General features: G+C 61.4%; 3 protein-coding genes. 1 reads left to right on the top strand and 2 read right to left on the bottom strand.

Going from position 1 to position 2960, the window contains the following annotated elements; genetic code table 11:
- The first annotated feature begins 200 nt into the window (after positions 1–200).
- The gene (locus tag QMX91_RS30370) at positions 201–1124 is read left to right on the top strand and encodes a pyridoxal-phosphate dependent enzyme (RefSeq protein WP_210557605.1); all 924 of its coding nucleotides are present in this window, start codon (positions 201–203) and stop codon (positions 1122–1124) included.
- A gap of 126 nt (positions 1125–1250) precedes the next feature.
- Here QMX91_RS30370 and QMX91_RS30365 read toward each other — a convergent pair whose 3' ends face one another.
- Positions 1251–1805 carry a cytochrome b gene (locus QMX91_RS30365; protein ID WP_282413849.1) on the bottom strand — a complete coding sequence of 185 codons (555 nt, stop codon included), beginning with the start codon at positions 1803–1805 and terminating at the stop codon, positions 1251–1253.
- Between the two features lie 194 nt (positions 1806–1999).
- The gene (gene phnX, locus QMX91_RS30360) at positions 2000–2827 is read right to left on the bottom strand and encodes a phosphonoacetaldehyde hydrolase (RefSeq protein WP_007961173.1); all 828 of its coding nucleotides are present in this window, start codon (positions 2825–2827) and stop codon (positions 2000–2002) included.
- Between the last annotated feature and the right edge of the window lie 133 nt (positions 2828–2960).

The raw sequence follows: 2960 nt of genomic DNA, 5'->3' as shown, positions 1-2960 counted from the left end.
GGCTTGCTCGCGAAGGCGTCGTGTCAGTTGACCTATGCAATGACTGACAGACCGCATTCGCGAGCAAGCCCGCTCCCACAGTAGATTTGTGGTGTTCGCAGAATTTATGCATGCCGCGGATCCTGTAGGAGTGAGCCTGCTCGCGATGGCGTCCTGTGAGCGACTAGAATGCCGGCTCTGCCTCGAATGATCAGTCGCCCATGCTTCTTCCTCCCGCCAACTGGCTACCCCAAGCCCCCCTCGAATTGCTTCAACTCGACTGGCTCACCAACGCCGGAATCGAGGTCGCCATCCTGCGCCTCGACCAGATCGACCCGCTGATCAGCGGCAACAAATGGTTCAAACTCACCGAACACCTCAAGGCTGCCGACCGCGCCGGCGCGCAGGGCATCATCAGCCTTGGTGGCGCGCATTCCAATCATCTGCATGCGCTGGCGGCGGCTGGCAAGCGTCTGGGTTTCGAAACCGTTGGGCTGTTGCGTGGCCATCCACAGCAGACGCCCACGGTTGAGGACCTGCAGGCGTTCGGCATGCAACTGCACTGGCTCGGTTACGGTGGCTATCGGGCGCGGCATGAGCCCGGATTCTGGGAGCCCTGGCAGGCGCAGTTCCCGAATCTGCACGCAGTGCCAGAGGGTGGCGGCGGATTGGCCGGTGCCTTGGGCTGCAAAGCGCTCAAGGAGCAGGTGATCACGCAACTGAACAATCTGGGCTGGAGCGATTTCCACGGCTGGTGGCTGGCCTGCGGCACCGGGACGACCCTGGCGGGGCTGGTGCTCGCCGAGGCGGGTGCACATCCGGTGTACGGCGCTCTGGCGGTGCCCGAGGATCATGGCGTGGCACCGCAGGTTGAGGCGATTGTTCAGGAGTCGGGGCTTGCTGTGGCGGACTACGCGTTGTTCGACGCGAGCCGCGGTGGGTTCGCCAAGGTCGATCCGGTGTTGCTTGAGTTCATCGAGAGCACTGAGCGCAGTAGCGGCGTTCCGCTGGAGCCGCTGTACACCGGCAAGGCGTTATTGGCGCTGAAGCAGCAGGTTGAAGCGGGCAGGTTCGAGCACGGCACGCGGCTGATCTTCGTGCATACCGGTGGCTTGCAGGGGCGCCGCGGATTCACCAGGATTTAGCGTGAATGGTTTTGTAGCGAGGGGATTCATCCCCGATGGGCGGCGCAGCAGCCCTTTCTTTCAGGGCCGCTACGCGCCCCATCGGGGATGAATCCCCTCACCACAAGGCATGGACAAAACTGGGCCTCAGCGTTCCGCGCGCTTGGGCATCATCCGCAGCAAGGTGTTATCGCCCACCACATAATGGTGATAAAGCCCCGCCAGCGCATGCAGGCCGATCAGCCAGTAGCCGATATTGCCGATCAACACGTGCCAGTGCTCAACCTGCTTGGCGAAGGCCTTGTCTTCATGAACCAGCAATGGCAGATCGAAACCGTAGAACATCACCTGATGCCCCTCGGCGCTGGTAATCAGCCAGCCAAGAATCGGCATGCTGATCATGAACAGGTACAACAACCAGTGCATCACCCGCGCCAGCAGAGTCTGCCATTGTGGCGAGGCCGGGAAGATTTTCGGTGCCGGGCCGATGCTGCGCGCTACGAGGCGAAACCACACCAGCACGAACACGGTCAGGCCGAGCATGTAGTGCACTTCGCGGATCAGCGAGCGGCCGCCACTGCCTTTGGGAAAGATCCCGCGTAGCTCCATGCTGGCGTATACCAGCACCAACAGGACCAGCATCAGCCAGTGCAACAGCACGGACACGGTGCTGTAGCGGGATTCGGAACTTGTCCACGGCATACGGTGTTTCCTCACAGATCAGGGTCGCCACGTGCCGTTCTTGTGCGACGGCATGCTTTAACTGTAATCCGCTTTGGCGGATTTGCCTGAGGCTGATCGGAGTTTCACTGCGCTGACTCAAGGCTTCAGCCATAAAAAAAACGCCAGCGTCGCGAAGACCCTGGCGTTTTTTGTTGTTTTGACAAAAGAAGCAATCAGCTCGATTGCGGCATCTCACCGTTGGCCAGACGCTTGTTGATGTCGGCAATCACTTCCGGCAGGTCGCTGATGGTGTCGATCATGTAATGCGGGCGCGAATCGGCGAACAGCGCGTGGATGCGTTTACGTTCGCTGGCCAGTTCGTCGCTGCCCAGTGCTCGGTAGCCGGCGTAATCCAGGCCCAGCGCGTTGCCCGAGCAGATCAGCGCCACGGTCCACATCCCGGCGCGACGGCCTTCGAGGATGCCCGGCACGGTGTCGTCGATCTTCACGCAGGCCGCGACATCATCGATGCCCAACGCAATCACGTTGGCCAGAGCCTGGGCCGGCCATGGGCGACCGTTCGGCACTTCGTCGGTGGCGACCACGTGGTCGGCAACGTAGCCGTTAGTGGCAGCGAGGGCCACAACCTTGTCCATCACCTGTTTCGGGTAGCCGGAGCAGGAACCGATCTTGATCCCTTGCTGACGCAGGTTGGCAATGGTTTCCAGCGCGCCGGGAATCAGCGCCGAGTGCTCGGCGATCTTCTCGATCTGCAGCGGCATGAAGCGGTTGTAGATCGCGGTCACGTCGTCGTCGGTCGGGGTGCGGCCGAACGCTTTGCGATAACGCTCGGCGACCTGCGGCTGATCGCACAGGGTACGAATGTGATCCCACTTGCCCATGCCCATCGGGCCACGGGCTTCTTCGATGGACACCTGAACGTCGAACTCGGCGAAGGCTTCGACGAAGATCTGCGTCGGTGCGAACGAGCCGAAATCGACCACGGTGCCGGCCCAGTCGAGGATCGCGGCTTGCAGCTTGCTTGGGTTGGTGTAGTTCATGGCAATCAATTCCTGAGTTGGCAATACGGTTCAAAACTGTGGGAGCGGGCTTGCTCGCGAATGCGGCGGCACATTCAACATTGATGGCGGCTGACACTCCGCCTTCGCGGGCAAGCCCGCTCCCACAGGGGAT

Origin of the sequence: Pseudomonas sp. PS01299 (assembly GCF_029960145.1) — a bacterium.
Taxonomy (GTDB): Bacteria; Pseudomonadota; Gammaproteobacteria; order Pseudomonadales; family Pseudomonadaceae; genus Aquipseudomonas; species Aquipseudomonas putida_A.
Note: the sequence above shows the minus strand (reverse complement) of the source record. Positions and strands in the feature narration are given on the sequence as shown.